This window comes from Rhizobium sp. P40RR-XXII, assembly GCF_012641405.1.
Taxonomy (GTDB): Bacteria; Pseudomonadota; Alphaproteobacteria; order Rhizobiales; family Rhizobiaceae; genus Rhizobium.
On sequence record NZ_JABAII010000012.1, the window covers coordinates 24,773 to 50,895 of the forward strand.

Consider the following 26,123-nt stretch of genomic DNA (forward strand, 5'->3'; position numbering starts at 1 on the left):
TGCAATGACCGGGATCGGGCAAAAGACCTGGGTGATTCGTTCAGCCAGGGCCGACGAGCTGCACTTGCTCGCCGCTATCGAGATCGATGCCTTTGGGGCTCTGCACGAGGCCGGCGCGGTCGCCTGCGAGCCGACGTCGCTGCCTCTCAACGTGTTGGAGCAATCCCGAGCAGAAGACTTGCTGTTCGTAGCTGTCGACGGCGACGACCGGCCATTCGGTTTCCTCGCGGGCATCCGCAAGGACGGTTCCGTTTATATCGCCGAAATCGATGTCGTCAGGCGCTGGCAGAAGCAAGGCGTCGGGCGCCGGCTGATGGAGGCTGTGATTGCAGCGGCCAGAACACAGGGTGCTGCTGGGGTTACTCTGACGACAGATCGTCAGGTAGCCTTCAACGCGCCTTTCTATGCCTCGATGGGCTTTCGCATCCTGGAGGGTGAGGAAAGGCCGGCCGTCCTCACGCAGATTCTGGAGAATGAGGTTGCCCACGGCGCCGATCGGCTCAGGCGTGTGGCTATGGCGCTTCGTTTCTGATCCTTGTTCCAAGGCTTGCATCGGAACAAATAGAAATAGAGCGGTTCGGCATTTAGCCGAACCGCTCTATTTCTCCGCGAGAGGCGGATTAGTGCTGGGCAGCCTTCCGGGCGAGTAAGCCGGTGGAGAGGGCAACGCCGGTGCCGGTCACGATTGCTGCAGCAATGCCGGCTATTCCGATTTCTTCGCCGAGCAGGAAGCCGCCGCCGATCGTCGCGAGAACGGGGGTGATCGCGGTGAAGGCCGCGGCCTGTGTGCCACCAAGAGCCTGCACGGCAAGGCCGTAGGCGAGGGTGGCGGCAAGGCCGGACAGCAGGCCTTGGCTGACGATCTGCAGGCCGATTTCAGGCAGCGGCACCGAGGTCAGCGAGCTGCCGAAGATGGCGGCCAGCCCGACATGGATCAGGAACGACCAGACGGCGATGATGGCGCTCGATTGCACGGCGTTGAGCCCGGAGCGGCGGAAGGCATGGGTGTAGCTTGCCCAGAGTACGGCCGACAGCGGCAGCAGCGTGAAGCCCTCCCAGGAGATCTGCACGCCGTAGAGGCTGCGGGCAAGCAGGATCACGACGCCGGCGACGATGCCGCCAAGACCGAGCCAGCGGGTGATATCAAGCCGCTCGCGAAAGATCAGCACGCCGATCAGCGCGGTTGCCAGTGGCATGGAGCCGCCGAGCAGGATACCGGCTGACGAAGCGGGCGTGAATTGAATGGCGAGCGTGGTCAGCTGAAAGAAGAGGGCACCGGAGCCGCAGACCATCAGCGCCAGCAATTTCAGCGGCACGCCTTTCGGCAGCAGGCCTGTCCGCCACCAGACGGGAGCCAGCACCAGCGCCGGAACGCCATAGCGCAGCAAGCCAAGGTCGATCGTGCTCATCTGGGTCTCGGCGGTATGGCGGGTGGCCAGGATCCAGTTCGCCCAGATCAAGACGGTGACGACAGCACCCGCATAGCCGATCGCGGTAGGGGTTGCCTTGTGAGTGGAGAGAGACAAAGCGGTCATCGACATATCCTTTCCAATTATCCGGTTATCGTTCGAATGAGGAAAAGATAGCGCCGAAGGCCGAGGCATGTCCTTGCTAGTTATGGCTGAAAAATCATGCTATCAGCAATAACCTGCCAATATTGGCAACTGGATTTATTGGATATGCCAAAACTGGATAAATTCGATATTGCGATCCTCAACTGCCTGCAACAGGATGCGCGGGCGACCAATGTCGAGATCGCCGAGCGCGTAAACCTCTCGCCATCGCCCTGCCTGCGGCGCATTCGCAATCTGGAAAAATCGGGGCTCCTGCGTGGCTACCGCGCCGATATCGACCGCAAGGAGGCCGGTCTCGGCCTGACGGTTTTCGTGGAGCTCAAGGTCGGCCATCATTCGAAGGAGAATTCGGAAGCGCAGCAGGCCGCATTGCTGGCCATTCCGGAAATCGTCGCCTGTCATCTGATTTCGGGAACCGCCGATTTCCTGGCGGAAGTCGTGGTGGAGGATCTTGCCGCCTACGAAAAGGTGATGTCGGAGAAGCTTCTGGTCCTTCCCGGCGTGGTCGACCTGCGCTCGAATTTCGCGATCCGGACCCTCAAGACCAATGGCGTGCTGAAACTGCCTGCGCCGGAGTGAAAATGAAAAGGGGCCGCTGCCGGCCCCTTTGTCGTGAGAGCTTTATTATCCTCAGAGCATCGTGCCGCTGAGGATCAGCAGGGCGACCGAGAAGTAGATCACCAGGCCAGTGACATCGACCAGCGTCGCGACGAAGGGCGCCGATGCGCTGGCCGGGTCGAGCCGCAGCTTCTGCAGAACGAATGGCAGCATCGAGCCGGCGAGCGAACCGAAGGTGACGATGCCGATCAGGGCCGCAAAGACGGTAAAGGCGACCAGCTGCCAGTGCGGGCCATAATCGAACAGGCCGATATTCTGCCAAAGGACGATGCGGGCGAAGCCGACGAGGCCGAGGATCGCGCCGAGCACGATGCCCGTCGGCAGTTCGCGGAACGCCACGCGCCACCAGTCGGAAAGCTTGAGTTCGCCGAGCGCCAGCGCCCGGATGATCAGCGACGTTGCCTGGGAGCCGGAATTGCCGCCCGAGCTCATGATCAGCGGGATGAACAGCGTCAGCACGACGGCCTTTTCCAGCTCGCCCTCGAAGTGCTGCATCGCGCTTGCCGTCAGCATTTCGCCGAGGAAGAGTGCTGCGAGCCAGCCGGCGCGCTTGCGGATCATGCCGGCAAAGCTGATCTTCATGTAGGGCTGGCCGAGTGCTTCCATGCCGCCGAACTTCTGGGCGTCCTCGGTCGTATCGGCGATCATCGTGTCGATGACGTCGTCGACGGTGACGATGCCGAGCATCATGCCCTTGTCATCCACGACCGGAAGCGCCAGCAGATCGTGGCGGCGGATCAGGCGAGCGACATCCTCCTGCTTCATCAGCGGCGGCGCCGTGACCGGCGTGCCCTTCTGCGCCACGGTGAGGATACAGGCGTCGGGCTCGCCGGTGATCAGGCGACGCAGCGTCACGACATGCAGCAGCACATGCGTCTCGTCGTCGAGGACATAGATGGCATAGACGGTTTCGCGGGAGCGCTCGACCTGGCGAACGTGATCGAGCGTCTGTGCAACGGTCCAGCTGGCGAGAACGCTGACGAATTCCGTCGTCATGATGCCGCCGGCCGTGCGCGGCGGATAGCCCATCAGCCCCTGGATCGCTAGCCGGGCATGCTCGTCGAAGGTGGCGAAGAGCCGGGTGCGCGCCTCGACATCCATTTCGAGCAGCACGTCGGCGACGCGGTCGTTGGACATGCCATGCAGCAGCCGCGCGGCATCGCTGTTGCTCATGACTTCGAGGATGGCAGGCGCGTTGCGAAGTTCGGGCCGGTCGAGAATGCGCACAGCGCGCTCTTCCGGCATCTTGGCGAGGATGCGCGCAGCCTCGGATGCCCCAAGCGCATTCAGCGACTCGACACGCTCGGCGATGGTTACGGCACGGTTGTTATTGATGAATGCGCGCGCGGCATTGCCTGCCCGCACGGGAAAGCTGTTTACGTTCATTATAGCTCGCCTTTCCGGTCGATCCGCCGTCGTAGCGGATCGTGGCGAGCCGACAGGAGTCGGTTAGTGCACGAATGCTACTGACGGCAAAGGCAATCGACTACTACTGTCGCTAGGCATCGAAAGATGGCTCCGGTTGATCGGTATGGAAAACGCTGTTCCCCACGTGCGGAGAAGTCGCGCCGAAGGAATAAAAAGTCAAGAGGTGGACGCGCCTAAACGCGCGATCCTGCGATAAAAATTTGCTTAGGTGGCTGCAAATTTTTGCGATGCAACAAAACCTAGCGCAAATGCGTTAAGACAAGACGGTCGGGCGACATGCGCCCGACCTGATCTGTCGCGAATATTGGTCACTCAGAAACCGGCCAGAACGACCTTTCCCTTCATCTTGCCGGTCTCGACGAGGGCATGCGCCTTCTTGAGATTGGCGGCATTGATCGTGCCCGCGGTCTCGGTCAGCGTCGACCTGATCTTGCCGGCATCCACCAGTTCGGCGATCTTCGTCAACAGGTTATGCTGCTCGATCATGTCGGCAGTGTTATAGAGGGGGCGAGTGAACATCATCTCCCAATGGATCGATATCGCCTTCCACTTGAAGGGCACGACATCGAGCGTTTTCGGATCGTCGATGAGGGCGAACCGGCCCTGGGCCGCGATGGCCTCCGCGATCGAGGCGATGTGATCCAAGGTGTTGGTCGTGGAGAAGACGAAAGCGGGGGCGCCGATGCCAAGCGCCTCGATCTGCGGTGCAAGCGGTTTCGAATGATCGATGACGTGATGGGCACCGAGTTCCTTCGCCCAGACCTGCGTTTCCGGCCTGGACGCCGTGGCGATGACGGTGAGATCGGTCAGCGCGCGCGCGATCTGGATGGCGATCGATCCGACGCCGCCGGCGCCGCCGATGATGAGGACTGCATTCGCCGCTCCGGGGACGGGGTCCTGAACCTTCAGGCGGTCGAACAGCGTTTCATAAGCAGTGATCGATGTCAGCGGCAGAGCAGCTGCGGCCGGAAAATCGAGGCTCTTCGGCTTGGCTCCCACGATGCGCTCGTCGACCAGATGAAATTCCATATTCGAGCCCCCGCGATTGATGGTGCCGGCATAGAACACTTCGTCCCCTGGCTTGAACATGGTGACCTCGGGACCGACGGCCTTGACGATGCCGGCTGCGTCCCAGCCGATAATCTTGTATTCGCCCTCGGTGGGGGCGACGCTGGCGCGGACTTTGACATCGACCGGATTGACCGAGACGGCTTTCACTTCGACAAGGAGATCGCGGCCCTTGGCCTCGGGTGTCGGCAGATCGATATCGATCAGCGATGTCTCGGCGGAAATGGGGTGAGGATGCTGGTAGGCGACTGCACGCATGGGAGAAGCTCCTGGTTTTGTTGCACAGAGGCTAAATGCGCATTATGGTTAGAGGGCGCAAGAATGCACAAATTCTGTACGTAAGTACAAAAAGGATACTGTCGATGTCACTTCCCCGCTCCAAGCTTGTCGGGAATTTTCCAGGATGTCCGGTCGAGGCGACGCTGAGCCTTCTCGATGGCAAATGGAAGGGAGTTGTTCTTTTTCATCTGATGGAGGGAACACTGCGTTTCAACGAGATTCGTCGCAAGCTGCCGTCGGTGACACAGCGGATGCTGACGAAGCAATTGCGGGAATTGGAGGAATCCGGGCTGATCTCACGCACCATCTTTCCGGTCGTGCCGCCGCGCGTCGATTATGCGCTGACGCCGCTTGGCGCCAGCCTGGGACCGATCATCAAGGCGATGGCGGTATGGGGCGAGGAGAATGTATTCTGCCACGACGGGCGCCAGCAGCTCGCCGCACCGGGAATGTCATGCGTGTCCGGTGCGACGCTCCAGGCCAACTGAAATAGCGAAGACGGCAAGACCGCCAACGGAGAGGACCGCGCCGACATAGCCGGTCGCAGCAGCCGTGAAGCCCCAGGAGATTACCAGGCCGCCGAGCCAGGCGCCAAGCGCATTGGCGATGTTGAAGGCGGAATGGTTGGAGGCGGCGGCCAGCGTCTGCGCATCCGCCGCCACATCCATCAGGCGCGTCTGCACGGCCGGACAGGCAGCAAAGCCGCAGCCGATCAGGAAGACGCAGATGCAGAGCATGACGGGATTGGCAGCCGTCAGCGAGAAGAGCGTCATGATGACGATGTTGAAGATCATCATGCCGCCGATCGTGCCCTTGATCGAGATGTCGCCAAGTCGCGAGCCGACGATATTGCCGACATTCATACCGATGCCGAAGAGCGCAAGCACGACAGGCACCATGGCGGTGCCGAGGCCGGCGACCTCGGTCGTCGTCGTGGCGACATAGCTGAAGATGGAGAACATGCCGCCGAAGCCGACCGCGGCGACGCCAAGCGAAAGCCAGACCTGGATGCGCTTCAGCGCGCCGAGCTCGCGGGTGATGCTGGCGCCTTCCTCGACCTTGTCCCTCGGCAGGAACAGGGCGATGAGCAGCATGGTGACGAGACCGACGCCGCCGACCATCATGAAGGCAGCACGCCATTCGAGCAACTGGCCGAGGAAGGTGGCGATCGGCGTGCCGATCAGCGTCGCGATCGTCAGGCCGAGCATGACCTGCCCGACGGCGCGCACGCGGCGATGGACTGGCACCATGGAGGCGGCAACCAGCGCCGCGACACCGAAATAGGCGCCGTGCGGCAGGCCGGTGACGAAGCGCAGCGCTGTGAAGCTTTCGAAGGTCGGCGCGAAGGCGCTGGAAATATTGCCGGCGGCAAAGATCGCCATCATCAGCAGGAGCAGCGTGCGCCGAGCCATCTTGGCGGCGAGCACGGCGATAACAGGCGCACCGACGACGACGCCGAGCGCATAGGCGCTGATCACATGGCCCGCTTCCGGCGTCGTGACGCCGAAGGTGTCGGCGACGTTGGGCAGAAGTCCCATAATGACGAATTCGCCCGTACCGATGCCGAAGCTGCCGACGGCCAGAGCCAGGGTCACCAGCGCGATGGCGGTGCGCGACGGCGCTTCGATGATGGCCTGGCTATCGAGGGCCTCGACGGAAATATCGCTCACGGAAACTCCTTGGGCGGCACACCAAGGGGAAGCGCCGCGATCGGGCAGCGAACCCCGCATTCGGCGCTCAGTGCATCAGGACGAAATAAGGAACTGGAGGGGCACGAACATGCCTCGCGCGATACTATCGATGAGGCCGCCACTGCTGTCGCGTGCATTTTTTGCAGTGCAGCATGTCGCGCGGCGCATAAGTGCGCGCTGCACAATCCGACGGGAGCTAAGGATTCTTGAAATCGCCTCGTCCGGGACCATTTGTGGAAGAAGCGCACGGGGTTTCAGCCCTTATTGAGATGAAGACTACGGAAAATCCGAGAGCCCCATGAAACTGATCGGCTTTTTCAATCGAGATGGCGGTACTTTCCGCACGACTGATATGGCGGCCTATGAGAGGACAGCGGAGCAGGTCTTCCGCGACGCCGGACATGATTTCGAGGCTGTGGTCGTGGAGGGCCGCGATATCGTCTCGGCGATGGAGCGCGCGGCGCGGCGCGACGATATCGACGGTATCGTCGCCGGCGGCGGGGATGGCACGATTTCGGCCGCTGCCGCCATCGCCTGGAAGAACGGCGTCGCCCTTGGCGTCATTCCGGCCGGCACCATGAACCTCTTTGCCCGCTCGCTGCGCCTGCCGCTCGACATCTGGCAGACGCTGGGCGTACTCGCGCGAGGCGAGGTCGACAATGTCGATATCGGCAGTGCCAACGGGCGCGCTTTCGTGCATCAGTTTTCGGCGGGCCTGCATGCGCGCATGGTGCGTTATCGCAACGGCTATAGCTATCGCTCGCGCATCGGGAAGATGTCGGCCAGCACGCGGGCCGCTTTCGGCGTCATCGCCAATCCGCCGGAATTCGACGTCGATTTCGAGGCCGGCGATATTCGCGAGCGCCGGCATGTCTCGGCGATCTCCGTTTCCAACAACCCCTTCGGCGCCAACGCGCTGCTTTATGCCGACAGCCTGCGCAGCGGTGAGCTCGGCTTCTACACCGCAAAGCCCCTGCGGCCGCTCGGCGTTGCCCGTCTCGCCATCGACATGTTGCGCGGCCGCGTTCGCGAGAACAACGATGTCATGGTCATGCACGCGCCGCAGGTGCATCTGCACTTCCCGAAGCTACGCCATCTCGCCAACTGCGTCATGGACGGCGAACTCCTGCCGCTCGAGCGCGACGTGACGCTCAAGGTTCATCCCGGCGAACTCAAGGTGATGGTTCGGGAAGGGACCGCCGCCAGCATCGCCCGCGAGGGCGCCGTCGACAACGTCGCCATCTGAAGCGCTTAAATGCGGGGCAGGTAGGTCCGGTAATCGAAATCGGAAACCGTGCGCAGGTGGCGGATCGCTTCCTTATGCTTCGTCTCGCCGTAAAGCCGCTGATACCGCTCGCCGAAAATGTCGGCAATGAAGGCGGAAGCGCGGAAGCGCTCGACCGAGGTCAGAAAATCATGCGTCAGCCGCGGCGCATCGGCCGGCACATGAGACGGCGTCGTTTCCTCGCCGGGGTCCAGGTCGTTCTGCAGGCCGAGCAGCATGCCGCCGAGGATTGCCGCTAGCATCAGGTAGGGATTGACGTCGGCGCCGGCGACGCGATGCTCGATGCGCGCTCCCGGTCCATCCTTCTCGGGAATGCGTACGGCGGTGCCGCGATGGCCAAAGCCCCAGGTGAGATCGACGGGGGCAAACGAGCCCGGCTGGAAGCGGCGATAGGAATTGGCATAGGGCGCAAAGACTAGCTGTGCTTCCTGCAGCGTCTGCAGCAGTCCCGCGCAGATCGACTTCAGTCTCTTCGGCTCGCCGCCTTCCGCGTCGAGGATATTGCGGCCCCGAGTGTCGATGATACTGGCATGCACATGCAGCCCGGAGCCGGCATGATCGGTATAGGGCTTGGCCATGCAGGTCGATTTCAGGCCGTGCTTTCGCGCTGCCTGCTCGGCCACGCGCTTCAGCATGATGCAGTCGTCGGCGGCGGCAAGGGCATCCGGGCAATGCAATAGGTTGATCTCGAACTGGCCGGGGCCGAACTCCGCCGTCGTCGCATCCGCCGGCAACCCTTGCGTCCTCGCATAGCTGCGCAGCGTTTCGAGGTAATCGTCGAGGAGGTCGACGGCATCCATGTCGTAAAGCTGGAAGCCGTTCGGCTCGTCCCGATAGGTCAGCGCTGATGGCGGCGACGGGATGCCTTTTTCGCGCCAATCGCCGGCCAACAGATAGAATTCCAGCTCGGTTGCGACGACGGGCGTCAGGCCGAGCGCCTTGTAGCGATCGAGCACGGCCGCAAGAATGGCGCGCGGATCCTGAAAGCTCGGGCTGCCGTCAAGCTCATGCATGGTGGCCAGCACCTGTTTGGACCCAGATGGCGCCCAGGGCATATCGACGAGCGTGCGCGGGTCCGCAACGCAGTCCCCGTCGGGATCGCCGATCGTCAGCGACAGTCCGGTAATATCGTCATTGTCGTCGCCCCAGATATCGAGCGATTGCGTCGAGGTCGGCAGCCGCACGGCGCCGGACCAGACTTTCTTTTCGGCCGAAATCGGGATCTGCTTGCCTCTGAGCCGGCCGTTCATGTCCGAGATCAGCACTTCGATGCGCGCGTTACCTTCGGTTGCGTTGTCGGCCGCCATGCTCTTGTAAATCCCCAATGCTCACGGCATGGTCGTAAACGATGATAGCTTCCAGTCAAGTCTGGCCATGCTGCGGCTTCGTGCCAGGTCCCTCATCCTAACCCTCTTCCCGCATTTGCGGGCAGAGGGACACAACAGTGCCGGCCGTACCCAAAGCGGACAATTCGGCACTTTAACTCCCTCTCCCCGTTCGACGGGGAGAGGGCTGGGGTGAGGGGCCTGGCACATAATCGCATCGTTGGCGGATTTGCCTGACAGGCACCGATCTCAATAAGGTTACAGCCATGCCAGATACGTCCAACCGCTCCAATCTCGCCGCCCTCGATGCCGCCCATCACCTCCATCCCTTCGCGGACATGAAGAAGTTGAACGCGGACGGCGCGCGCGTCATTCAGCGGGGCGAGGGTGTCTATATTTTCGACGCAGAAGGGCGGAAGTATCTGGATGGGTTTGCCGGCCTCTGGTGCGTCAACATCGGCTACGGCCGCACTGAAATCGCCGATGCTGTTTCCAGGCAGATGAACGAGCTGCCCTATTACAACACCTTCTTCGGCACCACGACCACACCGGCGACGCTTCTCGCCGAAAAGGTCTGCGCCCATGCCGGGCCGCAATTCAACCATGTGTTCTTCACCAATTCCGGTTCCGAGGCCAACGATACCTGGTTCCGCATGGCCAGGGTCTATTGGGGCGCCATGGGTAAGCCGACGAAGAAAACCATCATTGCCCGCAGGAACGGTTATCACGGCTCGACCGTCGCCGGCGCCAGCATGGGCGGCATGAAATATATGCATGAACAGGGGGATCTGCCGATCCCGGGCGTCGTCCATATCGGCCAGCCCTATTGGTATGGCGAGGGCGGCGATCTGTCGCCGGAGGACTTTGGCCTCAAGATTGCGCGCGAACTCGAGGCGAAGATCGACGAGCTGGGCGAGGATAATATCGCGGCCTTCATCGCCGAGCCGGTGCAGGGCGCCGGCGGCGTCATCATCCCGCCATCGACCTATTGGCCGGAGATCTCGCGTATCTGCAAGGCGAGGAACATTCTGCTCGTCTGCGATGAAGTCATCTGCGGCTTTGGCCGTCTCGGCGCATGGTTCGGCCATCAGGATTTCGGTGTCGAACCCGATCTCGCGCCGATCGCCAAGGGCCTGTCGTCAGGCTACCTGCCGATCGGCGGCGTGCTTGTGAGCGATCGTATCGCCGACGTGCTGATCAATGAAGTCGGCGAATTCAACCACGGTTTCACCTATTCCGGCCACCCGGTCTGCGCGGCCGCCGCTCTCGAAAACCTCAGGATCATCGAGGAGGAAGGACTGGTGGAGCGCGTGCGCGACGACATCGGCCCTTACTTCGCCAAAGCCTGGGGCAGCCTTGCCGATCACGACATGGTTGGCGAAGCGGTCAGCATCGGCTTGATGGGGGCATTGCAGCTTGCCGCCGACAAATCGACCCGCCGCCGCTTCGAAAAGCCGGACGCAATAGGTGCGGCAGTGCGCAACCATGCCCTGGCGAACGGCCTGGTGCTGCGCGCCACCGGCGATCGCATGCTGGCCTCGCCGCCGCTCGTCATCAGCCATGAGGAAGTGGATGCGATGGTGCGCATCGCGCGCGACGCTCTCGATGCCGTCTGGACGGACGTGAAATCGTAACTAGAGCTTGGCCGTTGGTGCCGGTACTTCCCATTTGCCCGCCTTGTGAAGGGCAAGCGTCAGCGCGGCGACATGGATCATCTGGATCATTTCCCCTCCAGCGCCAGCTCGATCGCCTGCCGGATCGGCATGCGGATCAGGCGGATGCGCTCGGTCGGGTCATCTGCCGGCTTGGCGGCTAGTTCGACATTGCGGGCAATAACGATATGCGCGAGATTGGTGTGCGTGGCCGGATTGGGCGCAAGCTTGCCGACATACTCCCAATCGCGGGAGGAAAGACCGGTTTCCTCGCGCAGCTCCCGCGCCGCCGCCTCGACCGGGCTTGCATCGCTCGCATCCATGGCCCCACCGGGAAGCTCGAGCGCCACAACGCCCAATCCGTGACGATACTGCTGAACGAGATAGATGTGATCCTCGGCATCGAGCGCGATGATCTCGACCCAATCGGGATATTCCAGCACGTAAAAGGGCGCAATCTCCGTGCCCTCCGCCGTCACGCAGGTGTCGGCGCGGACTTTCAGCCAGCGATCATGAACCAGATGCGTTGAGTTCGTCGTCCGCCAGGGCGGAAGATCCGCGGTGTCGGATAGAAGGCTGGCGATCTCGTCTTTCGGGCTCACGCGCGGTTCAGCTCCTGTTTCGGATGGGTCCGGGCATAGGTGAGAGATGCCTAGAGCATGATGCCGAAAAGTGTAGGCGGTTTTCGGACGACATCACGCTCTACTTCTTTGATTCTAGAGCGGATTCAGATTTTAGGTCGAACAGACCTAAAATCATCCGGCTCTAGGCATCCTGATGATTACGGTCGAAGATCTTGCGCACGATGTAGTTCGGCGAGAGATCGTCGCGATAATAGATGCGCGCGATCATTTCGGCGAGAATGCCCGTGGTGATCATCTGCACCGACGACAGGAGCAGCACGACGCCGACCATCAGCAGCGGACGGCTGCCGATATCGTCGCCGAAGATGAACTTGTCGATGAAGAGCCAGAGCAGGATCAGGGCGGCGAGCGCGCCGAGCCCGAGCCCGAGCGAGCCGAAGAAATGCCCTGGCCGCGCCTTGTAGCGCATGAAGAACATCACCGACAGCAAATCGAGAATAACGCGGAAGGTGCGGGAAATCCCGTATTTCGACGTGCCGTGCTGGCGGGCGTGATGGGTAACGGGGACTTCGCCGATGCGCGAGCTTGGTACGACGCCGGCGACCCAGGCAGGAATGAAGCGGTGCATCTCGCCCATCAGCTTCACCTGCTTGATGATCGAAGCGCGATAGATCTTCAAGCTGCAGCCATAGTCGTGCAGCTTCACGCCGGTGATGCGGCCGATCAGGTAGTTGGCGCACCAGGAGGGGATCTTGCGCAGAAGCAGCCCGTCCTGACGGTTCTTGCGCCAGCCGACGAGCAGGTCGAGCTGCCGCCGTTCCAGCTCCTCGACCATCGAGGGGATATCCTTCGGGTCGTTCTGCAGATCGCCGTCCATGGTGGCGATCAGGCGGCCGTTGGCCGCATCGATGCCGGCCTGCATGGCGGCCGTCTGACCGAAATTGCGCTGAAGCTCAACGATGCGCAGCGTCAGCCCGTCGTGCGAAAGTGAGCGGCGCGCGTTTGCCAGCGTCGCATCCGTGCTGCCGTCATCGACCAGGATCAGTTCCCAGGATTTGGCAAAGCTCGTCATGGCGGAACAGATGCGCTCGATCAGCGGTCCGACGCTTTCTTCCTCGTTGAAGACGGGCACGACCAGCGAAAGCTCGAGGGGGCTTGCCGTATCGGCCTGGGGGAGGGTCGACTCTGCCGTTGTCTGCAACACTTCTTTCTCCTAAAAGACCGGCAGTACCTGCCGGACGAAACGAGCGAGAAGTCCGGTTTCAGCTTCCGCTCGCCTTTGGGTGCCCTAACTACATGAAGACTCCGACGGTTGCCAGCCGACAGAATTGGTTTATTCGCAACCGAATGACGCTGCTGACGCTCGCCGTCGTCCTTGCTTATGCCGGCTTCATCGAATGGTTCTGGGGCTGGAGTTCCATCCTGGCGCAATGGGCCAAGGTCGGCGCCTTGCCGATCCTTCTCGCCCTGGTGCTTCTGACAGGCACTTACTTCCTGCGCACCTGGCGCATCTACGACTATTTCCCGAAGGAAACCGCAGGCCATTTTGCGGCGTTGTTCCGCGTCACGCAGGTTCATAATCTGCTGAACATCATGATGCCGTTCCGCACCGGCGAGACCAGTTTCCCGGTACTGATGCGCTCGGAATTCGGCATTCCGCTGGCGCGTGGAACCTCGGCGCTGTTCGTCATGCGGCTGCTCGACCTGCATGCGCTGCTGGCAGCCGCAGGCATCGGCCTTGCGCTTGCCGCGCCCTATCATGTCCTGGCCTGGATCGCATGGGGTGCTTTCCTGCTGCTGCCCGTTGTGGGCTTTGCTTCCCGCCGGCCGCTGATCCGCCTTGCGGCCCACATCCTGCCGAAGAAGGCGCAAGGTCTGGTCCACGAGCTGGAACGCGGCTTGCCGATCGATATCGGCGCTTTTGCGCGCGCCTGGCTGACGACGGTGGTCAATTGGCTGGTAAAGGTCGTCGTCCTTGCCTGGGCGCTCGGCCTCATGAACGTCACCCCGCTTTCGGCAAGCTTCGGCGGCGCACTCGGCGGTGAACTGTCGTCCGTCCTGCCTGTGCATGCGCCGGGTGGTGTGGGCACTTATCCGGCCGGCATCACCGCCGGAGCCATGGCCTTCGGTGCCTCGGGCGAGAAGGCGGCGATTGAAAATCTCGCCCAGGCCAGCATCAATGCCCACCTGCTGATCGTCGTTTCGGCGCTGACGGGGACCGCGATCGGATTGCTGGTCTCGCGCAAGCGGCACTGACCCCGCTATTGCAGCGTCTTGCCCGCAAGCTCGGTCAACCGCTTGCGCAGGAATGCCTGCTCCGGCGCCTGGTGACACAGCGAAAGTGCCATTTCATAAGATTGCCGCGCCTCGTCCGACCGTCCGAGCTGCCTGAGGAAATCGGCCTTCGCGGCATGAGTGAGGTGATACCGCGCCATGCGCTCCTCCTGCAGCAGCCCATCGACGATGGAAAGTGCCGCTGCCGGACCGTCGCACATGGAGATGGCGACCGCTCGATTGAGCTCGATCACCGGGGAGGGGCTCGCCGTCAGCAGCAGGTCGTAGAGCATCACGAGCTTTCGCCAGTCGGTATCATCAGTGGTCACAGCGCGGGCATGTTCCGCCGCAATCGCGGCCTGCAACGCATAGCTGCCGACGCTTTCGGCCGCCATCGCTCTTGCCGACAGTGTCAGGCCTTCGCGGATCTGGCCGCTATCCCAAAGCGCGCGATCCTGATCGACAAGCAGCACCAGATCGCCGGCGGCATTGGTGCGGGCAAGCCGGCGCGAATCCTGCAGCAGCATGATCGCAAGCAATCCTTCGACCTCCGGATCCGGCAATAGCTGCAGCAGGAGCCTGCCGAGGCGAATGGCTTCGGCCGCAAGGTCGGCACGGACGATCGCCGAGCCTGATGATGCCGAATAGCCCTCGTTGAAGACGAGGTAGATGACATGCAGCACCTGTGCCAGACGCTCCGGCAGCTCCGTCTTGCCAGGCACTTCATAGGGAATATGGGCGGCGCGGATGCGGTTCTTGGCCCGGACGATGCGCTGGGCGACGGTCGGTGCCGGGATCAGGAAAGCATGGGCGATCTCTTCCGTCGTCAGGCCGCAGACCTCGCGTAGCGCCATCGCCATGCGCGCCTCGGAGGCAATAAGCGGATGGCAGCAGGTGAAGATCAGCCGCAGCATGTCGTCTTCGATCTCTTCGTTTTCTGCGATTTCCATCGCCTCTCCCTCCGGATAAAGGCTGTCTGTAATGTCCGGGCGGGACGCGTCGAAGCGCGTCCGGCGCCGGATATGATCGATGGCGCGGAAGCGGCCGGCAGAGACGAGCCAGGCATAGGGATTGGCCGGGATCGTCTCGTCCGTCCATTGCTGCGCCGCCGCCGCGAAGGCATCGTGAAGCGCTTCCTCGGCGCGGTCGAAATCGCCGAGCAAACGGATCAGCGTTGCCAGCACGCGGCGCGAATGGCTGCGATAGATGCTGTCGATGGTCTGGTTCAGCGACACGGCATCAACCTTCCTCCGCCAGGTCTCCCCGAAGGGTCAGGATGCGCACCGGACGAATCTCGATGGTGCCGTAGCGCGCAGAGGGAATGCGTTTGGCGATCTCGGTTGCGCCATCCAGGTCGGGAGCATCGATGAGATAGAACCCGGCCAGATATTCCTTCGTCTCCACGAACGGCCCATCGGTCACCGAAAACGTATCGCCGTCGGGGCGGATGACGATCGATTTGTTTCGGAGCTCCAGCGCATCCGAAACGATCAGCGTGCCGTCCTGCCGCAGGCCTTCGTCATAGACGAAATGCTCGCCGATCAGGTGGTTCATTTCGTTCGGCGTCAATCGTCCGTCGACATCGATGGACGTGTAGATCAGGCATAGAAACCGCATGTCTTTTTCCCTCCGCAGCTACTCGTCCGGAAAGCGGATGTCGAAGGCCGCACGAACCTCGATCATGCCGTAGCGCGCGACGGGGAAGGTAGCAGCGATATCAGTTGCTTCCTTGATATCCCGCGCCTCGATCAGCACGAAGCCGCCCAGATGCTCCTTGATCTCGGCGAAAGGGCCGTCGGTGACGATGGCGTCGCCCTTGCGCACCCGGACCGTTCTGGCGGTCTCTGGCTCGCGCAAGGCATTGGCGACGATGAGATGGCCGCTCTCGCGCAGCCGGTTGTCGTTGTCGATCGAATCCTGTGTCAGCTTTCGCCCTTCCTCTTCGGAAAGCTTGGCGATCTCGTCACTTTCGAACCACACTTGGCAAAGGAATTTCATCTGAGCCTCCTCAAACATCAGGGCCGAAGGAATAGATCGGCCGCACCTCTATGCTGCCGAGCTTGGCGAGCGGGATGCCGGCGGCGACACGGATCGCATCGTTCAGGTCTTTCGCTTCGATCAGGATGAAGCCGCCGAGATATTCCTTGGTTTCGATGAAGGGGCCGTCGGTCACCGATGTCTCGCCGTTGCGGACCCGCACCGTCACGGCCGAGCTGGGTGATTGCAGCGCCTCCGCATGGATCATGTGGCCGCTTGCCATCAGATCGCGGTCATAGCCGAGCGAATCCGCATCGAGCTTGCGTTTTTCCTCTTTGGTCATGAGATCGAGCCTCGTGCCATCGAACCAGACTTGGCAGAGATATTTCATCACAGCGTCTCCTCTTTCAATTTGCTGACAGCCATAGACGAGCGGCTGCCAAGCAAATCGACATCCCGATCCGCAGCATGACAAAATTTTTTGGCTCTGTCGAAAAAGGCGATCGCCGGTCGACCAGTTCCGTCATCTCAAAAGGAGAAACGGACATGTACAACCTGGAAGCAGCCCTCATCTATCACTGGCACAAGAAGACGCTGTCGGAGGAGGAGATACTGCAAATGTCAAATCCCCGCGAAGCGGTTCTTCGCACGGCGATCGGATTTGCCATTTTTGCCGCGATGATTCTTGGTCTGAATTTGTGGGCAACGCCAAACGACGAACGGCCGCAAGTGGCGGCCGTTTATCAGGCGCAATCGGTGTCAGCAGATAAGCAATAGGGCGAAGCCCCATTGCCTCCTGGTGCGTGGTTTATTGGAACGCCGTTTCGAAGAAGCTGCGCAGCTTGCGCGAATGCAGCGCTTCCGGCGGCATCGCGGCTAGCTTCTGGATGGCGCGGATGCCGATCTGCAGATGCTGGTTCACCTGCGTGCGGTAGAAGGCGGTCGCCATGCCCGGCAGCTTCAGCTCGCCGTGCAGTGGCTTATCCGAAACGCAGAGAAGCGTGCCGTAGGGAACACGGAAGCGGAAGCCGTTGGCGGCGATCGTTGCCGATTCCATATCGAGTGCGACCGCGCGAGCCTGGGACAGCCGCTTGACGGGGCCGGCCTGATCGCGCAGTTCCCAGTTGCGGTTGTCGATGGTGCCGACGGTGCCCGTGCGCATGATGCGCTTCAGCTCGAAACCCTCGTAGCCGGTGATCTCGGCAACGGCCGCTTCCAGTGCCACCTGCACTTCGGCGAGCGCTGGGATCGGCACCCAGACCGGCAAGTCGTCGTCGAGAACGTGATCCTCGCGCATATAGGCATGGGCGAGCACATAGTCGCCAAGCCGCTGGCTGTTGCGCAAGCCCGCGCAATGGCCGAGCATCAGCCATGCATGCGGGCGCAGCACGGCAACATGGTCAGTGATCGTCTTGGCGTTGGAGGGACCGACGCCGATATTGATCATGGTGATGCCGGCATGTCCCTTCTTCTTTAGATGGTAGGCTGGCATCTGCGGCAGCCGCGGCGGCGTGGTGTCGCCTTCCGGATGGCTTGAGCCGGCCAGTGTGATGATGTTGCCGGGCTCGACGAAGGCCGTATAGCCGTCGCCGCCCTTGACCATCACGTCGCGCGCCCAATTGCAGAATTCGTCGATATAGAACTGGTAGTTCGTGAACAGCACGAAATTCTGGAAATGTGCCGCACTGGTCGCGGTGTAGTGGGCGAGGCGGGCCAGCGAATAGTCGATGCGCTGCGCGGTAAAAGGTGCAAGCGGCGAGGGCTCGCCCGGCGGCGGAATATATTCGCCATTGGCGATCTCGTCGTCTGTCGTGTTCAGGTCCGGCGTATCGAAGAGGTCACGCAGCGGAATATCCTCGAAGATGGCCGCGGAAGCCTCGACATGCGCACCCTCGCCGAATGCGAAGTGCAGCGGGATCGGCGTATTCGATTCCGAGACGACCACAGGCACATTGTGGCTGCGCATCAGGAGCGTCAGTTGCTCCTTGAGATAATGCTTGAAAAGCTGCGGGCGCGTGATGGTCGTCGTATAGACGCCGGGCGCCGTGACATGGCCGTAGGAGAGACGCGAATCGACATGGCCGAAGCTGGTCGTCTCGATGCTGACCTGCGGATAGAAGGCGCGGTAGCGCGCCGTGATCGGCGCGCCCTTGGCAAGCTTGGTGAAATTGTCGATCAGGAACGCCGTATTGCGCTCGTAAAGCTCCGTCAGCGCCTCGACGGCTTTAGCCGGATCATCGAAGGTCCGCGGCTGGAACGGGCTGGGGGAGGAGATGTCGAGAGGTGAAAAGGGAGAGATTCTGTTGCTCATGAGCCATTATAGAGTGTCGTTGGTTACAAGCAAACGACGTCGCAAGAGGTGGCTCGGATTCTCGCAGCTATTTTTGCAGCCGCCTCAAGGCCTGCGCGGGATCGTCGCGCAGGCATTCGTCATTGCACCGTCGTGCAATAAGGCGTGCCGGTCTCCACGCAGGTGAAGCTTGCACCGAAATGCGACTGCGCTCCGCTGCGGCCGGCGTGTTCGACCGCAACCGAGAAGCTGAACGCAAAGATGGCGGCAAACAGCATAATGATGACGAAACGCCGTGCCATGATGATCGAGTCCATGTCCTTGGCCCTACCCGTGCCCTATACTGGACACCGTTTTGCCATGGTCAGGCTGAACAGGTGCTGAGATACCGGTTCATCCGGCGTTCATAAATATTGCCGGTCTCGAATTGTCGCCAGGGTCTCTCCATAGGCAAACAAGAAGAGGCCTGCCGACCAGTGGCGGGCAGGCCGATAATGTTTCCTGGATAGAAAAGTGCCTTTTATAGCCTCGTCCAGGTCTGCGACTTGCAGAATATCTTGAGAACGCAGCCCCTCATCTTGACGCTATTGCCGCTCACGGTGCCGGAGCCGCTATAGGTCTTGTTTTCGGAAGGGTCGGTGAGTTCGCCGGTATAGCTGGCGCCTTTGCCCTGCATCCTGCCGATCTGCTTGCCGGCATATTTTCCGGTCTTCAGCGTCACGCAATAGCTGTCCGCACAAGGCGCAATGGCGGCGGTATCGCCCTCGACTGTTTTCCAGTTGCCGACGATCGGCTCTTCGGCAAAGGCCGCACTCGCGCTCACGAGCAGTGCGGCAGCAAGAATGGTGGCACGGATCATGGTGTTATTATTCCTCCCCCCAAGGTGCCATCCGGCTCCATGGCCGGGAACGTGGCGAGATTATCTAACGCGAACGTAAAGGTAAATATGGTTTTCGGTGCGGAAAAACTGCGATCCCGCCGGCTGTCCACGCTTCATCAAAATACGGCATCGGACTGAACTGCGCTCATTTTGTGGTGAAGGAAGGGTTTAAATCCAAATCCTAACGGAAGGTTAAGCTCGCCCGAAAATCCTTAATTTGCAAGGGAAGCGATGTTTAACAAAATCCCAAGTTTACCAAGCGTTTGCACTTTGTTTGCATCGAATTAATCATGCATTTTAGGCGTTTTTTGAAAGCCGTCTGCGATAGTGAAGCCATCAAACGAGCGGGGCAAACCCGCCGGCCGGAAGAACCGGAAAGCCGCGAACGACGGCAAGGCTCGGACGGAAAGCAGGGCAGATACGAACGGAAGTAAAACAGGGATAAAAGCAATGGCACGCTTCGAAATGACGACGTCTGGAAATGCCATGATGGGTGGTAACAGCGCCGATGCCCTTTGCGAACTGGGCGTGAACTACGCGACCGGCAGGGGCTGCACCGCGGACCTCGTTGCCGCCCACAAATGGTTGAATATCGCAGCCATCCGTGGCAGCGAGCGCGCCGCCGAGCTTCGTGCCGACGTCGCCGCGACCTTGACCAAGATGCAGCTCGCCGCAGCGCTGCGCGCCGCCCGCGAGTGGATGACCACGCACTGAGGCGTGCCGCAAACAATACAACGTACTGACTGATCTCGAAGGAGGGGATGTCGGCGGTCGAAGGAGAGGCGAGCGCCGAAATGATGAAAACCGCGACCGGCCGGGACAAGGCAGGCGCGGTTTCGTCGTTTTAGAGCAATTCCCGGAAAAGTGCGCAGCGGTTTTCCGTCCGGAATTGCGTGAGAATATCGACGTGGAGCGATTCCGCGAAACGCTTCACGCCTCAGCCGATCGCCTTCAGCACTTTCGGCAGCGCCTCGGCCAGCAGGTCCAGATCCTGTTTGGGGCCAACGCTGATACGGATGCAGCGATTGAGCGGCGCAACGCCCGGCATGCGGATGAAGACGCCGTGCTGGATCAGCCCGTCGACGATCGCGCGCGCATAGGTGCCGTCCCGACCGCAATCGATAGCGACGAAGTTGGTGGCGGAGGTGAGCGGTAAAAGCCCGTTATCGCGGGCAATGGTGCCGATCTCCTCGCGCGCAGCGGCGATCTTGCCAACCACTTCTGTGAGATAGGCTTGATCTTTCAGCGCGGCCAGAGCCGCCACCGTTGCAAGCCTGTTCATGCCGAAATGGTTGCGGATCTTGTCGAAGGCCAGCACCGTCTCCGGCGTGCCTATGGCATAGCCGACGCGGGCGCCGGCGAGGCCATAGGCCTTGGAGAAGGTGCGGGTGCGGAGCACATTCGGCAGGTCGATCAGGTCAGAAATATCAGGCAGCGAGCTTGCGGGACCGGTCTCGCTATAGGCTTCGTCAAGGACCAGCAGGCAGCTTTCCGGCAGGGCGCGGGCAAAGGCGACGATCCTGTCCGCCTCCCACCAGCTTCCCATCGGATTGTCGGGATTGGCGAAATAGACGAGCGGCGCATTTTCGCGCTTCACCGCGTCGAGCAATCCATCGAGATCCTCGCGATCATTGACGTAAGGTGCGGTAACCAGGCGGCCGCCAAAGCCGGCGACATGGAAATTGAAGGTGGGATAGCCGCCGAGCGAGGTGACGACGGGCGTACCCGGTTCGATGACCATGCGGGCGATCAGGCCAAGCAGACTGTCGATGCCTTCACCGACGGCGATATTGGCGGATTGAACGCCGAGATGCGCCGCAAGCGCATGCTTCAGCTCGAAATTTTCCGGATCGTTGTACATCCAGATATCGCCGGCCCGCTCGCGCATGGCTGACAAGACCGAGGGCGCAGGCCCGAAGCCGTTCTCATTGGCGCCGATGCGCGCCTTGACGCCGAGGCCACGCTGGCGCTCCAGCGCTTCGGGGCCGACGAATGGAACGGTGGAGGGAAGGGCGCTGATCAGCGGCGTGAAGCGCGAGAAGGCGGACATGCTGGCTTGTTTTCCCGAATTCAGTTGCAAGGCGCCGCAGAATAGACCCTCGGTGGGCCGTTGCAAGAGCGGAAGACGCTGCTTCCGGATTGCTCCAACGGTGGTCATCTGTTCCGGTTGCTTTTGACATTTGCCAGATCGCGCTTGCCCCAATTCAACAGCTCGCTTGACAGAAATTCGGCCCGCGCGCATATACATTCTATGGGGTTGCGATCACCCCACGAGGCGACATGCCGAAGAATCGCGTCCATTGAACCGAACACCGGAGGGACGCGTTATGCCGTCATTTCTCGAAATTTCATCGGAAAAACTCAACCGCATCATCGGCACGCCGAATGCGCCCGCCATCATCGACGTGCGCACCGACGACGACTTTGCCAGCGACCCGAGGCTCGTACCTGGTTCCATTCGCCGAAACTATAAAGATTTGGGGAATTGGGCCGGCGACATTGGTGGCCCTGCCGTCATCGTGTGCCAAGGTGGCCTCAAGCTCAGCCATGGTGTTGCGGCCTATCTCCGGCAGGAGGGAACGCCGGCCGAAGTGCTGGAAGGTGGTTTCGAAGCATGGATACGCTCCGGTGGCGCGGCGGTGCCGAACGAGAAGCTGCCGCAGCGCAATCTGCAGGGGCGGACCGTCTGGGTCACCCGCTCGCGGCCGAAGATCGACCGTATCGCTTGCCCATGGCTGATCCGCCGCTTCGTCGATCCTTCGGCTGTTTTTCTATTCGTTCCGACCTCCGAGGTTTCCATGGTCGGAGATCGTTTCGGCGCGACGCCCTTCGACATAGAGCAGGTGTTCTGGAGCCACCGAGGAGAATTCTGCACCTTCGATGTCATGATCGAGGAATTTGGGCTTACCTCGGAACCTTTGTCGCGGCTGGCGACGATCGTGCGTGGCGCAGATACAGCTCGCCCGGATTTGGCGCCGGAAGTGCCTGGATTGCTTGCCGCCTCGCTTGGCCTGTCGCGGATGTTCAACGACGACCTGGAGCAGCTAGACGCCGGTATGCTCCTCTACGATGCCTTCTACCGCTGGTGCCGCGACGCCACCGACGAGACCCACAATTGGCCGAGCCAAAAGCGGGCATAGTGAGATGACGGAGTTCGTCAAAGAAGGCAGCGCTCCGGCGAGTGCGACTTCGCACGGCGTTTCCCTTGCGGAGGCGACCAAGGTCTGGGCGAGAGTGGCGGCGCTGAGCTTCGGCGGTCCCGCCGGGCAAATAGCCGTCATGCACCGCATCGTCGTCGACGAGAAGCGCTGGATCGGCGAACACAGGTTTCTCCACGCTTTGAGCTACTGCATGCTTCTGCCGGGGCCGGAGGCACACCAGCTCGCGATCTATATCGGCTGGCTAATGCACCGGACGGTTGGTGGCCTTATTGCCGGGGTTTTCTTTGTGCTTCCGGGTTTCGTCTCGATCCTGGTGCTGAGTTACATCTATGCAGCTTTCGGCAACGTCACCTTCATCGAGGGACTCTTCTTCGGCCTGAAGGCGGCGGTACTCGCCGTCGTTCTACAGGCCGTCTTCCGTATTGGAAGCCGAGCATTGAAGAACGGCGTGATGTTGGCAATTGCCGGCATTGCCTTCGTCGCGATCTTCTTCTTCCGGGTTCCGTTCCCGCTGATCATTCTTGCAGCCGCCCTTGTCGGATTTCTCGCCGGACGGTCCGGATCAGCATTGTTCAAGCTTGGCGGCGGGCACAAGGCAGGTGCGGGCGCGGCTCTCGACGACAAGGATTCGCTGCTGGGGGAGGGAACGCCTTTTCATGCGCATCCGAACCTCACATGGTCCATGAAGATTTCAGCCATATTGGTAGCGCTTTGGCTTCTTCCGGTGGCGACCCTGCTGATCACCCTCGGCGCGGATAACGTGTTCTCAAGGATCGCGGTGTTCTTCAGCCAGATGGCGGTTGTCACGTTCGGCGGAGCTTATGCCGTCCTTGCCTATGTGGCTCAGGAAGCAGTTCAGAATTTCGGTTGGCTGAAGCCTGGCGAGATGCTGGACGGCCTCGGCATGGCGGAGACCACACCAGGCCCGCTGATCATGGTCGTGCAGTTCGTCGGCTTCATGGCGGCATTTCGCGAGCCTGGCGCGCTCAATCCGATGACCGCGGCAACATTCGCAGCGATACTAACCACTTGGGTGACGTTCCTGCCCAGTTTTGTCTGGATATTCCTTGGCGCACCGTTCATCGAAAAAATGCGTGGCAATCTCGCCTTGACGGGCGCGATGTCGGCGATCACGGCCGCGGTCGTGGGGGTCATTCTCAATCTTGCGATCTGGTTGGCACTCCACGTACTCTTCCGTCAGGTCGATGAGCACGTCTTCGGTCCGCTGGTCGTCGAAGTGCCCGAATTCTTCTCCATCGACACGGCATCCCTTGTTCTCACGGTCGCCGCAGTCATCTTGTTGCTCAGGGCGAAGATATCCGTGGTTCCGACGCTCGGCCTGTGTGCATTGGGCGGAATTCTATGGACTCTTGGATCGACGATCTAGGTTCTAATATCCGCTTAAAGTCGAATGCAGCCATCGGCGGCATTCTCAGGTCTTGCAGAATTTATACCGATTGCCTCTTGCCACGCGCAGCCAGCGCTTCGGCATTGCCGATCATGAAATCGGCGCGCACGACGCGGCGCAGCGTTTCCGGTTCGATCAGGTTGATGAAGCGGACATGGACGCGGTTTTCGTTGCGGCTCACCTCGGCGCAGGCGATGCGGTAGGCGAGACCGAGAATGTTCAGATAGTAGTGGCTCGGCAGCCCGACGGTCGTGGCGACGGTAAAGCTGGCGCCGCCGCGCGAGATGTCGGTGATCTCAGCGCTGCGCACGGAAATGCCGGTCAGACAGGGACGAACCGCCACGAGACGCGCCGGCCTCTGAACGTAGAAACGTTCCCAGCTTCGTTCGTAGACCTCGGATTTGACTTTCGCCAGATGGGTTGCGCGAAGCATTGTCATTCCCTGTTGAAGAACAGACCGAATTCATCTCGGTTACGACACGAACCTTGCACGGAGATTTTGCGGAAGCGTCAATTCCATTGGTAGAATTTTAACGGGTTCGTCTTTTGTCTCGATTTGAACGCATCTTGACAGCAAATCCCGCTTCGATCATACGGATTGACGGTTCGAGGCGCCTGCCGCTCGCGGATGAAAATCCAAGGTGAAGTCCTCGCAATTTTGGTCACAGCCATATAGGGCATGCTGACTGACGGTAATGCGAGCCCCGTTTCACGGTCGTAATTGCGTGCCTTAGCAAAGGCTGATCCTATGACGACGACTTATCCGTCCATAGATGAATTGAAAGCTCAGGCCCGACGTCTGCGTCAGGCCATGGCCGAGCGCGGCAACGACATGAGCCACAGCACGGCGCTGGAACTCATCGCCAAGCAGCATGGGCTGCGCGACTGGAACACGCTGTCGGCGCTTGCGGCAAAACCGAATGACGGGCCGGATGCGCCCTTCGATGTCGGCTCCGCCATTCGCGGGCGCTATCTGAACAAGCCCTTCACGGGGAAGGTTCTGGCGATGTCGGCGAAATCTGGCGGGCTCTACAAGATCACTATCCATTTCGACGAACCGGTCGATGTGGTGGAGTTCGAGAGCTTCTCGGCATTCCGCCAGCGCATCAACGCCCAGGTCGATGCCGACGGCATTTCGCCGCGCAAGACATCGAACGGCGTGCCCCATCTGGTTCTCGACATCTGATATTCATCTTTCATCGACAGGCCGCTATCTCCGCCGATAGCGAGCATTCCCGTTCGGATTCCCCCATGACGCACAGTACTGAAACCAATATGTTCCTCACCGGCTGGCTGCCTGGCGTCTTTGCCAAAACCGCCGCGCCGATCATCGTCATCACCACGGTCAACGGCCTCTTTGCCGTCGTCGACGCCTATTTCCTTGGCGTCTATGTCGGGGCTGGCGCGCTGTCCGCGGTCAGCCTCATTTTTCCCGCGCTCATGCTGCTGATCGCGCTGCAGACGCTGGTTTCGAACGGCATGGCGAGCATTCTCGCGCGCCGCCTCGGTGCCGGAAATCGCGACGCCGCGAAGTCCGTGTTTACCAGCGCCCATACGCTGGCGCTTGCCGTCGTGGTGGCGATCAACCTCGTCTACTGGCTCGCAGGCCGGCAGTTCATTGCCGTGGTAGCGGCGGGAAACGCCGATGTTGCCCGCAGCGCCGAGGCCTTCATGGGCGTCATGGTCGCCTTCGCGCCGATCAGCTTCTTTCTTTCGATCCATCTCGACGGGCTGCGTTGCGAAGGAAAGCTCGGCTTCATGACGCTGGTGACGCTTGCCTCGACGCTGCTCAACATCCTGGCAAACTGGCTGCTGATGGCCGTTGCGCACTGGGGCGTGGTCGGCTCCGCCGGCGGCTCGATCATGGCGCAATTCATCTGCCTGGCGATCGTCGTAGGCTATCGCCTGCGTCGCCCCGGCGCGCTTTCGTTCGATATGAGGCCGCACATGCGCGAGTGGCGTGGCATCTTTGCCTTCGGCGCACCGATGAGCCTCGGCTTCATCGGCATTTCGCTGAGTTCGGCGGCGATCCTCTTCAACCTGTCGATCTGGCACGAAGGGGACTATGTCGCGACCGTCGGCGCCTATGGGATCGTCACTCGCGTGATGACCTTCGCCTATCTGCCGCTTCTGGGCCTCAGCATCGCGCTGCAGACCATTTCAGGCCATAATCACGGCGCCGCGCTTCCGGCGCGTGTCGGCCACAGCGTTGTCATCGCCATGATCTCGGCTCTGGTCTATTGCGCCGCCGTCGAGTTCATCGTCGAGCTGCTGGCGGAACACCTGGGGTCGATCTTCGTGGCCGATCCGGTGATCATCGAGGAAGTCGGTCGCATCCTGCCCTGGACGATCGGCGCCTACTTTCTCTTCGGCCAGGCAATCATCCTGTCATCCTATTTCCAGTCGATCGGTGACGCCAAGCGCGGCGCGATCTTCGGCCTGTCACGGCCCTATCTGTTCACCTTGCCGCTGACGTTCCTCTTGCCGCTCGTCTTCGGCGAGCGGGGAATCTGGATGACGCCGATCTTTGCGGAAGCGGGGATGATCCTGCTCACCTGGCTTGTACTGTCGCGCAACGCCAGGGATCGGAAGTGGCGCTATGGCCTGATGCCCGCGTGAAACGAGAAAG

General features: G+C 61.1%; 28 protein-coding genes. 12 read left to right on the forward strand and 16 right to left on the reverse strand.

Annotated elements, in window-relative coordinates; genetic code table 11:
• Positions 1 to 4: 4 nt before the first annotated feature.
• A complete protein-coding gene (locus HGP16_RS21570) occupies positions 5 to 532 on the forward strand; it encodes a GNAT family N-acetyltransferase (RefSeq protein WP_168842044.1) in 528 nt (175 codons plus the stop codon).
• An 88-nt stretch (positions 533 to 620) separates the two neighbouring features.
• Here the strand turns inward: HGP16_RS21570 and HGP16_RS21575 are convergent, their stop codons facing one another.
• Complete coding sequence (locus tag HGP16_RS21575; RefSeq protein WP_168842045.1) at positions 621 to 1,535, reverse strand: DMT family transporter; 915 nt, start codon at positions 1,533 to 1,535, stop codon at positions 621 to 623.
• Between the two features lie 96 nt (positions 1,536 to 1,631).
• Between HGP16_RS21575 and HGP16_RS21580 the strand changes: the two genes are divergently transcribed.
• Positions 1,632 to 2,153, forward strand: a complete 522-nt coding sequence (locus HGP16_RS21580) for an Lrp/AsnC family transcriptional regulator (protein WP_409526857.1) — start codon at positions 1,632 to 1,634, stop codon at positions 2,151 to 2,153.
• A 51-nt stretch (positions 2,154 to 2,204) separates the two neighbouring features.
• Here the strand turns inward: HGP16_RS21580 and mgtE are convergent, their stop codons facing one another.
• Together mgtE and HGP16_RS21590 are read right to left on the reverse strand one after the other, a co-directional pair.
• Positions 2,205 to 3,578 (reverse strand): magnesium transporter, encoded by a 1,374-nt coding sequence (gene mgtE, locus HGP16_RS21585; protein WP_168842047.1) that lies wholly within the window; start codon positions 3,576 to 3,578, stop codon positions 2,205 to 2,207.
• Between the two features lie 354 nt (positions 3,579 to 3,932).
• Positions 3,933 to 4,946, reverse strand: coding sequence for a zinc-binding alcohol dehydrogenase family protein (locus HGP16_RS21590; RefSeq protein WP_168842048.1), 1,014 nt, complete (start codon positions 4,944 to 4,946; stop codon positions 3,933 to 3,935).
• Positions 4,947 to 5,050: 104 nt separating this feature from the next.
• On the opposite strand from HGP16_RS21590, the gene HGP16_RS21595 reads away from it, so the two are divergent.
• A complete protein-coding gene (locus HGP16_RS21595; RefSeq protein WP_168842049.1) occupies positions 5,051 to 5,455 on the forward strand; it encodes a helix-turn-helix domain-containing protein in 405 nt (134 codons plus the stop codon).
• On the opposite strand, the gene HGP16_RS21600 is transcribed toward HGP16_RS21595, so the two are convergent.
• Entirely contained in the window at positions 5,420 to 6,637 is a 1,218-nt protein-coding gene (locus HGP16_RS21600) for an MFS transporter (protein ID WP_168842050.1), read from the reverse strand. The two genes, HGP16_RS21595 and HGP16_RS21600, sit on opposite strands and share 36 nt — an antisense overlap.
• Positions 6,638 to 6,956: 319 nt before the next feature.
• Between HGP16_RS21600 and HGP16_RS21605 the strand changes: the two genes are divergently transcribed.
• Complete coding sequence (locus tag HGP16_RS21605; protein ID WP_168842051.1) at positions 6,957 to 7,904, forward strand: diacylglycerol/lipid kinase family protein; 948 nt, start codon at positions 6,957 to 6,959, stop codon at positions 7,902 to 7,904.
• A 5-nt stretch (positions 7,905 to 7,909) separates the two neighbouring features.
• On the opposite strand, the gene HGP16_RS21610 is transcribed toward HGP16_RS21605, so the two are convergent.
• Entirely contained in the window at positions 7,910 to 9,250 is a 1,341-nt protein-coding gene (locus HGP16_RS21610; RefSeq protein ID WP_168842052.1) for a glutamine synthetase family protein, read from the reverse strand.
• 284 nt (positions 9,251 to 9,534) lie between these two features.
• Here HGP16_RS21610 and HGP16_RS21615 point away from each other — a divergent pair, with 284 nt between their 5' ends.
• The gene (locus HGP16_RS21615) at positions 9,535 to 10,902 is read left to right on the forward strand and encodes an aspartate aminotransferase family protein (protein ID WP_168842053.1); all 1,368 of its coding nucleotides are present in this window, start codon (positions 9,535 to 9,537) and stop codon (positions 10,900 to 10,902) included.
• Positions 10,903 to 10,988: 86 nt separating this feature from the next.
• Here HGP16_RS21615 and HGP16_RS34575 read toward each other — a convergent pair whose 3' ends face one another.
• Positions 10,989 to 11,522: an NUDIX hydrolase gene (locus tag HGP16_RS34575; RefSeq protein ID WP_312862922.1), complete on the reverse strand. Its 534-nt coding sequence runs from the start codon at positions 11,520 to 11,522 to the stop codon at positions 10,989 to 10,991.
• 163 nt (positions 11,523 to 11,685) lie between these two features.
• Complete coding sequence (locus HGP16_RS21625; protein WP_168842189.1) at positions 11,686 to 12,705, reverse strand: glycosyltransferase family 2 protein; 1,020 nt, start codon at positions 12,703 to 12,705, stop codon at positions 11,686 to 11,688.
• Positions 12,706 to 12,800: 95 nt separating this feature from the next.
• Between HGP16_RS21625 and HGP16_RS21630 the strand changes: the two genes are divergently transcribed.
• Complete coding sequence (locus tag HGP16_RS21630) at positions 12,801 to 13,760, forward strand: lysylphosphatidylglycerol synthase domain-containing protein (RefSeq protein ID WP_168842054.1); 960 nt, start codon at positions 12,801 to 12,803, stop codon at positions 13,758 to 13,760.
• Positions 13,761 to 13,765: 5 nt separating this feature from the next.
• Here HGP16_RS21630 and HGP16_RS21635 read toward each other — a convergent pair whose 3' ends face one another.
• The 4 genes from HGP16_RS21635 to HGP16_RS21650 are packed head-to-tail and all read right to left on the reverse strand — an operon-like array spanning position 13,766 to position 16,146.
• Positions 13,766 to 15,007 (reverse strand): RNA polymerase sigma factor, encoded by a 1,242-nt coding sequence (locus tag HGP16_RS21635; protein WP_168842190.1) that lies wholly within the window; start codon positions 15,005 to 15,007, stop codon positions 13,766 to 13,768.
• A 10-nt stretch (positions 15,008 to 15,017) separates the two neighbouring features.
• Positions 15,018 to 15,395 (reverse strand): YciI family protein, encoded by a 378-nt coding sequence (locus HGP16_RS21640; protein WP_168842055.1) that lies wholly within the window; start codon positions 15,393 to 15,395, stop codon positions 15,018 to 15,020.
• 18 nt (positions 15,396 to 15,413) lie between these two features.
• Positions 15,414 to 15,776 carry a YciI family protein gene (locus HGP16_RS21645; RefSeq protein WP_168842056.1) on the reverse strand — a complete coding sequence of 121 codons (363 nt, stop codon included), beginning with the start codon at positions 15,774 to 15,776 and terminating at the stop codon, positions 15,414 to 15,416.
• A gap of 10 nt (positions 15,777 to 15,786) precedes the next feature.
• Positions 15,787 to 16,146 (reverse strand): YciI family protein, encoded by a 360-nt coding sequence (locus HGP16_RS21650; protein WP_168842057.1) that lies wholly within the window; start codon positions 16,144 to 16,146, stop codon positions 15,787 to 15,789.
• A 155-nt stretch (positions 16,147 to 16,301) separates the two neighbouring features.
• Between HGP16_RS21650 and HGP16_RS21655 the strand changes: the two genes are divergently transcribed.
• Positions 16,302 to 16,532 carry a hypothetical protein gene (locus tag HGP16_RS21655; RefSeq protein ID WP_168842058.1) on the forward strand — a complete coding sequence of 77 codons (231 nt, stop codon included), beginning with the start codon at positions 16,302 to 16,304 and terminating at the stop codon, positions 16,530 to 16,532.
• Positions 16,533 to 16,563: 31 nt separating this feature from the next.
• On the opposite strand, the gene HGP16_RS21660 is transcribed toward HGP16_RS21655, so the two are convergent.
• From HGP16_RS21660 to HGP16_RS21670, 3 genes are all read right to left on the reverse strand, one after another.
• Entirely contained in the window at positions 16,564 to 18,066 is a 1,503-nt protein-coding gene (locus HGP16_RS21660; protein ID WP_168842059.1) for an AMP nucleosidase, read from the reverse strand.
• A gap of 119 nt (positions 18,067 to 18,185) precedes the next feature.
• Positions 18,186 to 18,362 (reverse strand): hypothetical protein, encoded by a 177-nt coding sequence (locus tag HGP16_RS21665; RefSeq protein WP_168842060.1) that lies wholly within the window; start codon positions 18,360 to 18,362, stop codon positions 18,186 to 18,188.
• A gap of 203 nt (positions 18,363 to 18,565) precedes the next feature.
• Positions 18,566 to 18,904, reverse strand: a complete 339-nt coding sequence (locus HGP16_RS21670) for a DUF2147 domain-containing protein (protein ID WP_168842061.1) — start codon at positions 18,902 to 18,904, stop codon at positions 18,566 to 18,568.
• 471 nt (positions 18,905 to 19,375) lie between these two features.
• Here HGP16_RS21670 and HGP16_RS21675 point away from each other — a divergent pair, with 471 nt between their 5' ends.
• Entirely contained in the window at positions 19,376 to 19,639 is a 264-nt protein-coding gene (locus HGP16_RS21675) for a sel1 repeat family protein (protein ID WP_168842062.1), read from the forward strand.
• Between the two features lie 223 nt (positions 19,640 to 19,862).
• Here HGP16_RS21675 and HGP16_RS21680 read toward each other — a convergent pair whose 3' ends face one another.
• The gene (locus tag HGP16_RS21680) at positions 19,863 to 20,975 is read right to left on the reverse strand and encodes a pyridoxal phosphate-dependent aminotransferase (RefSeq protein ID WP_168842063.1); all 1,113 of its coding nucleotides are present in this window, start codon (positions 20,973 to 20,975) and stop codon (positions 19,863 to 19,865) included.
• Positions 20,976 to 21,252: 277 nt separating this feature from the next.
• Here HGP16_RS21680 and HGP16_RS21685 point away from each other — a divergent pair, with 277 nt between their 5' ends.
• On the forward strand, positions 21,253 to 22,065 hold the full coding sequence (locus tag HGP16_RS21685) for a chromate resistance protein ChrB domain-containing protein (RefSeq protein ID WP_168842064.1): 813 nt from the start codon (positions 21,253 to 21,255) through the stop codon (positions 22,063 to 22,065).
• Positions 22,066 to 22,069: 4 nt separating this feature from the next.
• Complete coding sequence (gene chrA / locus HGP16_RS21690; protein ID WP_168842065.1) at positions 22,070 to 23,473, forward strand: chromate efflux transporter; 1,404 nt, start codon at positions 22,070 to 22,072, stop codon at positions 23,471 to 23,473.
• 61 nt (positions 23,474 to 23,534) lie between these two features.
• On the opposite strand, the gene HGP16_RS21695 is transcribed toward chrA, so the two are convergent.
• The gene (locus HGP16_RS21695; protein WP_168842066.1) at positions 23,535 to 23,933 is read right to left on the reverse strand and encodes a PilZ domain-containing protein; all 399 of its coding nucleotides are present in this window, start codon (positions 23,931 to 23,933) and stop codon (positions 23,535 to 23,537) included.
• Between the two features lie 309 nt (positions 23,934 to 24,242).
• Here HGP16_RS21695 and HGP16_RS21700 point away from each other — a divergent pair, with 309 nt between their 5' ends.
• Positions 24,243 to 24,680, forward strand: coding sequence for a glyoxalase superfamily protein (locus tag HGP16_RS21700; RefSeq protein ID WP_168842067.1), 438 nt, complete (start codon positions 24,243 to 24,245; stop codon positions 24,678 to 24,680).
• 65 nt (positions 24,681 to 24,745) lie between these two features.
• Positions 24,746 to 26,113 carry an MATE family efflux transporter gene (locus tag HGP16_RS21705; RefSeq protein WP_168842068.1) on the forward strand — a complete coding sequence of 456 codons (1,368 nt, stop codon included), beginning with the start codon at positions 24,746 to 24,748 and terminating at the stop codon, positions 26,111 to 26,113.
• The last annotated feature ends 10 nt before the right edge of the window (positions 26,114 to 26,123 follow it).